The organism is Sulfurovum sp. bin170 (genome assembly GCF_010892395.1).
Taxonomy (GTDB): domain Bacteria; phylum Campylobacterota; class Campylobacteria; order Campylobacterales; family Sulfurovaceae; genus UBA1140.
This window is the reverse complement of the sequence record NZ_JAACKB010000268.1, coordinates 1-6,132: the sequence shown is the minus strand read 5'-3', so window position 1 is coordinate 6,132 and position 6,132 is coordinate 1. Positions and strand designations below refer to the sequence as shown.

General features: G+C 36.5%; 6 protein-coding genes. 4 read left to right on the top strand and 2 right to left on the bottom strand.

Annotation, left to right across the window (positions count from 1 at the left end; genetic code table 11):
* Nucleotides 1-135: 135 nt before the first annotated feature.
* Genes GSY74_RS06310 through GSY74_RS06300 form a run of 3 tightly spaced genes read left to right on the top strand, consistent with a single transcriptional unit; the run spans nucleotide 136 to nucleotide 2,079 of the window.
* Entirely contained in the window at nucleotides 136-771 is a 636-nt protein-coding gene (locus tag GSY74_RS06310; RefSeq protein WP_164664254.1) for a hypothetical protein, read from the top strand.
* Between the two features lie 8 nt (nucleotides 772-779).
* Nucleotides 780-1,289, top strand: a complete 510-nt coding sequence (locus GSY74_RS06305) for a hypothetical protein (protein ID WP_164664253.1) — start codon at nucleotides 780-782, stop codon at nucleotides 1,287-1,289.
* Nucleotides 1,276-2,079, top strand: a complete 804-nt coding sequence (locus tag GSY74_RS06300) for an LVIVD repeat-containing protein (protein ID WP_164664252.1) — start codon at nucleotides 1,276-1,278, stop codon at nucleotides 2,077-2,079. The genes GSY74_RS06305 and GSY74_RS06300 overlap by 14 nt, the downstream gene beginning before the upstream one ends.
* Nucleotides 2,080-2,309: 230 nt before the next feature.
* Here GSY74_RS06300 and lgt read toward each other — a convergent pair whose 3' ends face one another.
* Nucleotides 2,310-3,095, bottom strand: coding sequence for a prolipoprotein diacylglyceryl transferase (gene lgt / locus GSY74_RS06295; protein ID WP_164664251.1), 786 nt, complete (start codon nucleotides 3,093-3,095; stop codon nucleotides 2,310-2,312).
* Nucleotides 3,096-3,247: 152 nt separating this feature from the next.
* On the opposite strand from lgt, the gene GSY74_RS06290 reads away from it, so the two are divergent.
* Complete coding sequence (locus tag GSY74_RS06290; protein WP_255494563.1) at nucleotides 3,248-3,871, top strand: TetR/AcrR family transcriptional regulator; 624 nt, start codon at nucleotides 3,248-3,250, stop codon at nucleotides 3,869-3,871.
* A gap of 12 nt (nucleotides 3,872-3,883) precedes the next feature.
* Here the strand turns inward: GSY74_RS06290 and GSY74_RS06285 are convergent, their stop codons facing one another.
* Nucleotides 3,884-6,085: a DNA translocase FtsK 4TM domain-containing protein gene (locus tag GSY74_RS06285; RefSeq protein ID WP_370518780.1), complete on the bottom strand. Its 2,202-nt coding sequence runs from the start codon at nucleotides 6,083-6,085 to the stop codon at nucleotides 3,884-3,886.
* Nucleotides 6,086-6,132: the final 47 nt, after the last annotated feature.

Genomic DNA, 6,132 nt, shown 5'->3' with positions numbered 1-6,132 from the left:
CGATTCCGAAAATGCAAATTGCATATAAGGAAACGATGGCTTCAGCCTCGCTAATTCATTGGCATTGGGCTAAAGCCATCGGTTCCTAGTTTTGCAAGATTTTTATTAAAGAACTTTTATAATTAGGAGAGAGAATTGAAAAAAATAGTTACAGCTCTATTGCTATTTAGCCTTATATTATCTGCTAAAACGCCTATGATAGAGAAGTCTGATAGCAAAAGTTGGGGTATAGAGGTAAATCCTTTTGGTCTCTTATCACTCCTCGCTTATGATGATGACGAAGATGAGTATGGTGATGCAGAGGATGAGGGGAGAGGTTTTTCAGCCACTATCAGCTACTTTGATAATGAAAATGGGGTGGAGATTGCTATCCCTATTTTTTATATGGAAGAGAATTATTGGGGTTGGCATGATGCTCATCCTCACCAAACATACCATACAAATATTAGTCTAAACTACAGAAAATTTCTTGGAAACAGGACAAAAGGTTTCTACTACGGAGGGTTTGGTGTCTATTCGCATCTCAACGGTAAAGTAAAGAACGATACCCGTTACGCCAAGGTAGACAAGTTTGGTATGGGAGCAGAGATTGGGTTTAGAATTATGAATCCTGATGGTGATTGGTCTGTATATTGGGGACCAGCATTTCGGATGGGTGGCTATTTTGGCTCTGACAATGACCTCTTTGTTGAGGATACATTGGGAATGACTCTTTATGACAAGCAGTTCTTTTGGGATATTGATTTTTTGAAAATCGGTGTTAGATTTTAGGAGATGGAATGAGAAAAAAAATTTTAATGGTATCTATATTGATATTGGTCTTAGGTGGTTGCAGGGAGTATCGAGATGACCCTGCTTGTTCGCAGTATGAGTATATGTCGTTTGAGAAGCTTAGAGCCTCTGTTGCGATTGAGGAGCCAAGAGAGATTGATAAGGCAGGTAAAATCTATATCTATGGGGATACTCTGCTAGTAAATGAAAAAAATAGAGGTGTACATGTTATTGACAATAGCGACAAATCAAATCCTATCTCAAAAGCATTCATCAAGATATATGGAAATGTGGATATCGCTGTCAAAGATGGTTATATGTATGTTGATAGTTTTATGGATCTGTTGGTGTTTGATATTAATAATATCGAGGAGATAAAAGAGACTAGTCGAAAAGAGGATATTTTTGCTTATGACAGGTATCAGATGTTTGACTTTTATGATGAGTATCAACTTGAGAGCTGTGGTTTTGACCTAGAAAAAGGTGTGCTAATAGGAGTTAACAATGAAACAGAGTAGTTTAATCTTTTTGGTCTTACTCTTTTTTGCAGGGTGTGGGATGTCAGGTTCTAGCAGTGATTCATCAAGTTCAACATCAGTAAACACTGCAGGGGCATCGGCTGATTCATCTACTAGAAGTGGTCAAGGTGGTTCTCTGGCAAGATTTGCAATCTCTGGTGACTATCTCTATACTTTGAACGATAGAGAGATGAACATCTTTGATATTCAAGATGCATCAGAACCAAGAAAAGCTTCAAAGATTCATGTGCCTTGGGATGTGGAGACTATATTTTCATATAAAGATTATCTCTATATAGGGTCTAGTTCTGGGATGTATATCTATGATAACTCTATCGCTGTCCAACCTACACATTTGACAGACTTCACCCACGCTCAGAGTTGTGACCCTATTGTGGTCTCTGATGATATAGCTTTTGTGACTCTAAATACAAGAAACTGTTGGTCTGCCGATAATAGCATAAATAGACTAGAGATAGTGGATGTTCAAGACCCCAAAAGTCCAAGATTGATACAGACAGTAGATATGTGGGCTCCGACAGGTCTAGGTGTAGATGGCTCAAACCTCTTTATCTGTGATGGTGATTCGGGACTAAAGATATTTGATATTAACAAATCAGATAATAATGGTACAGTAGATGTGCTTGTAGAGCTAAAAGATAGCTATGGTGAGATAGATTGTTATGATGTGATTGCTTATGATGAGAACCTGATTGTCTCAAATCGTGATGAGATTCGTCAGTTTGATTATAGTTCATTTCCTATGGAGGAGTTGGGGAGGATTAAGTGAGAGTAGGGTGCTTTCCTACTAGACTTCTTTCAAAACTAGGAACCGATGGCTTTAGCCTCGTCTTATTCGGGACTAAAGTCCAATTACGATTCTTATTTTTTTGGAAACGGAGAGTTTACTCCCGAACAGCGGAGGCAGAGCCTTCCGATTCCAAGTTTTCCAAGTTATAATTCCTTAATTCATTGGCATTGGACTAAAGTCTCCGATTCCAAATGAGTTTTGAAAGAAGTTCACTCTTTTTTCTCAGTAACAAAAGCCCATATAAACCAAGCTAGACCAAGAGCTATAAAGGGGATACTCAACATCTGCCCTGTGCTAAATGCTAAATCTGTGGTATAGTGTGCCTGTTTAGTTTTGACAAACTCAAGAAAGAATCTTGCTGTGAAAATGGTCAAGAAGAATAGGGCAGGTAGTATTTTGGTTGCAAATGATGGTTTCACTACTCTATAAACAAAAAGTAACAGAATGAAAACAGACATATATGTAAGTGACTCATAGAGCTGAACTGGATGTCTAGGTAGTTCATCTAATCTTTGGAAGACAATAGCCCAAGGAACATCACTAGGTATACCAACTATCTCGGAATTCATAAAGTTTCCTATACGGATAGCCGTAGCAGAGAGTGCCGCAGGAATAGCAACTCTGGATAGTAACCAAAAATAGGACTCTTTATGGTGTTTTGCAAAGAGCCAAACAGCTATGAGTACCCCTATGACACCTCCATGACTTGCCAAGCCACCTTCCCAAATAGCTAAGATTTTAAGTGGATTGGCGAAAAAGAAGCTAGGTTCGTAGAAAAAGCAGTGAACCAATCTAGCACCAATTGCTGCACCAGCGATAATATAGACAAAGAGAGACTCCAAAACCTCAGGGTCTCTACCTTCGCGTTTATAAATCCAAGTGAGTATATATAAACCAACAACAAACGAACCAACAAATAGAAGACCATACCAATATAGTTGAATCGGTCCTATCTCTAATAGGATAGGATTTGCATTCCATACAAAATGTTCCATAGAGTTTTACCTTTTTGGGAATTATACACAAATATATTTAAATCCAAAAAGGCTGATATGAGCCTTGGTTAATATCTAGAATAAAACTCACTTGACATTGGGAACAAATGTTTACTATAATACTATTAATTGTTTTTATAAAGGAGTTTGTAATGTCAACAATTAAAAAAGGTACAAAAGAGCTTATTTTAGAGGTTTCTTTAAGGCTCTTTTCCTCTTATGGGTATAAATCTACTACCGTTAGAGATATTGCCAAGGAGGTAGGAATAACACAAAGTGGTCTCTACAATCATTTTAAAAACAAAGATGCTATCTTGGACACACTGATTAGTCGTTTGATGAATTCTGCAATTGTGAAGATATTCGAAGAGAAAGATATAGAGAGTTTGGCTCAAACTGGAAAATCTATGCTCTTCTCGATAGCCACTACTTTTAAACTAATTAGCTTTGATAAGGAAAATGAAGCACTATCAAGGCTTCTCATGCAGGAGTTATATAGAAATAGTAAAATTAGAGATACTTATAATGAGCATTTTTATCAAAAAAATATAAAAAAGTTATCTTCGGTATTTTTTCTTATGATGCAAAAAGAGAAAATCAAACAATCTGACCCACTAATGTTAGCAAATGAGTTTTTTGCCCCCCTATTCTTCTATCAGATGCAAGTGCATCTACTTAAAATAGATAATAAATCAACCTCTTCTCTGGTTACAATGTTTGAAAAACATGTTGATTATTTTTGGAAGAATATTAAGATAACTCAATCTGTGAAATAATAAAATTTCACACTACAGCAGTATATCCCTCTGCCCTTTACTGTTTGGAGCTGACAAGATTCCCATCTCTTGAAGTTGCTCAATAATATTTGCAGAACGATTATATCCTATCTGTAGTTTTCTCTGTAGATAAGAGATTGAGGTCTTTTGGTCAGTCAAAATAACCTCTTTTGCCTGTTCATAAAGCTCATCAAGCTCTCCGATTATACCTTTTCCTGTAAGTGAATTGCTCTCCTCTGCCACCAAATACCTCTCATCATAATCAGGAGGTCTCTGCTCTTTTAAAAACTCTACTATCTCCTCTATCTCCTCTTCGGAGTTCCAAGGAGCATGTAGACGCACTAGACCATTCGACCCTGGAGGGGTAAATAGTGCATCACCCCTTCCAAGAAGGGAATCAGCCCCTAAAGCATCCAAAATAACTTTGGAGTCTATTCTTTGCCCTACCCTATAACTAAGTCTTGCTGGAAGATTTGCTTTAATTATTCCTGTTACAACATCCACACTTGGTCTCTGTGTTGCAACTATTAAGTGTATTCCACTAGCTCTTGCCATCTGTGCTAGTCTTGCTATAGAGTACTCAACATCTTTACCACCAGTCATCATTAGGTCGGCTAATTCGTCGATTACTACTACTATGTATGGCATCGCTTCGATACCTCTCTTTTTGGCAATTTTATGATTGTAGTTTTCGATATTTTTAGTTCTACTCTCTGCCATTAGAGAATATCTTCGCTCCATCTCTGCTACCATATTTGCTAAAGCAGCTATAGCTTTTGTAGCATCTGTAATCACAGGAGTAAGAAGATGAGGAATATCATTATATATGGACAACTCTAGCATCTTAGGGTCTATAAGCATCAATTTTAAGCTATCGGGGTCATTTCTGTATAATAGCGAAAGTATCATCGCATTTATACCGACTGATTTACCAGAACCTGTTGTACCTGCTATAAGTAGATGTGGGAGCTTTTTCAAATCGGTTACAAATGGATTACCTACAATATCCTTACCCATAGCCATAGTTAATGGTGACTTGGAGTTGGTAAATATCTCATTCTCTAAAATATCACGCAGATAGATAGTATCAAAGCTATCATTTGGTATCTCTATCCCTACAACATCACGCCCTGGGATGGGTGCTTGTATACGGATTGTCTCTGCACTCAAAGCCATAGCCAAATCATCTTGTAGGTTCATGATTTTTGAGACCTTTACATTTGGAGCAGGTTTAAACTCAAATGTAGTAACCAGTGGGCCACTATATGTTCTATAGACATCACCCTCTATTTTAAACTGTCTAAGCTTATCTAGCAACTCCCTTATCTTTCTATCTATCTCTGCTTCATTTATCTTTCTTGATGTTTTAGGAGCTTTCTGTAAAAAATCCAACTTAGGCAAAATGAAATTTTTTGGTTTTTTTAGCTCTCCTCGTTCTATTTGATTTAAAAGTTCTCGATTCTCTTCTAGCTCTTCAACTATATTTCTTGTTACTGTTGGCTCCTCTTTTTCTATCTGTTCATCTTCAATAGTTATATTTTCAAGAAGACTGTTTTCGTTCGATTTCATCGAACCTACGGGGTTTTTTGTTCTCTTCTTTTTGTGTGTAATCTTTTTGGGTCTTTTTTGCTTTAAATTTAGACTACTTTCCTCTCTTTGTCCTCTTCCTCGTGATACTATTGTGGTCATAACCTCAGTGCTTTGTCTATCAAAAAATGGATTGTCAAATTTTGATAAAAAATTTTTGATACTCTCTATAATAAAATCCTTGCCCTCTATAATCTTTCTATAGGCAAGTCGTAGCTCTGGTATCTCATCATAGAGCAGTACAAGAGAAACCATGAGAGTCAGTAGCCACAGTAGCCACATACCAGCTTTTCCTATATATGGCAATAGAAATAGTTTCAGAGTTGTTCCTACGCTACCACTCTGATTAAACTCTAGCGTCAATGATTGTAGGATAATCAATGAGATAAAGAACATCATCCATCCTACAAAAAAATCTACTTTTTGAAACAGGTCTTTATTTTTATATAGTCTATAGAGTGGATAGAGCAAAATAAGCAGGTCAATATATGCTAAATAACCAAATAGATTTAAATTTGACTCCCCAAATACTCTACCAATATTACCCACCATATCCGTAGAGTGAAAAATAGTTGAAAAAGCACCATAGACAAAGAGAATAAAGATAATAATAATAGAAATATACACAAAAACTCCAAAAAGAATAATTTTATAAAATTATAACAAATTTTTGT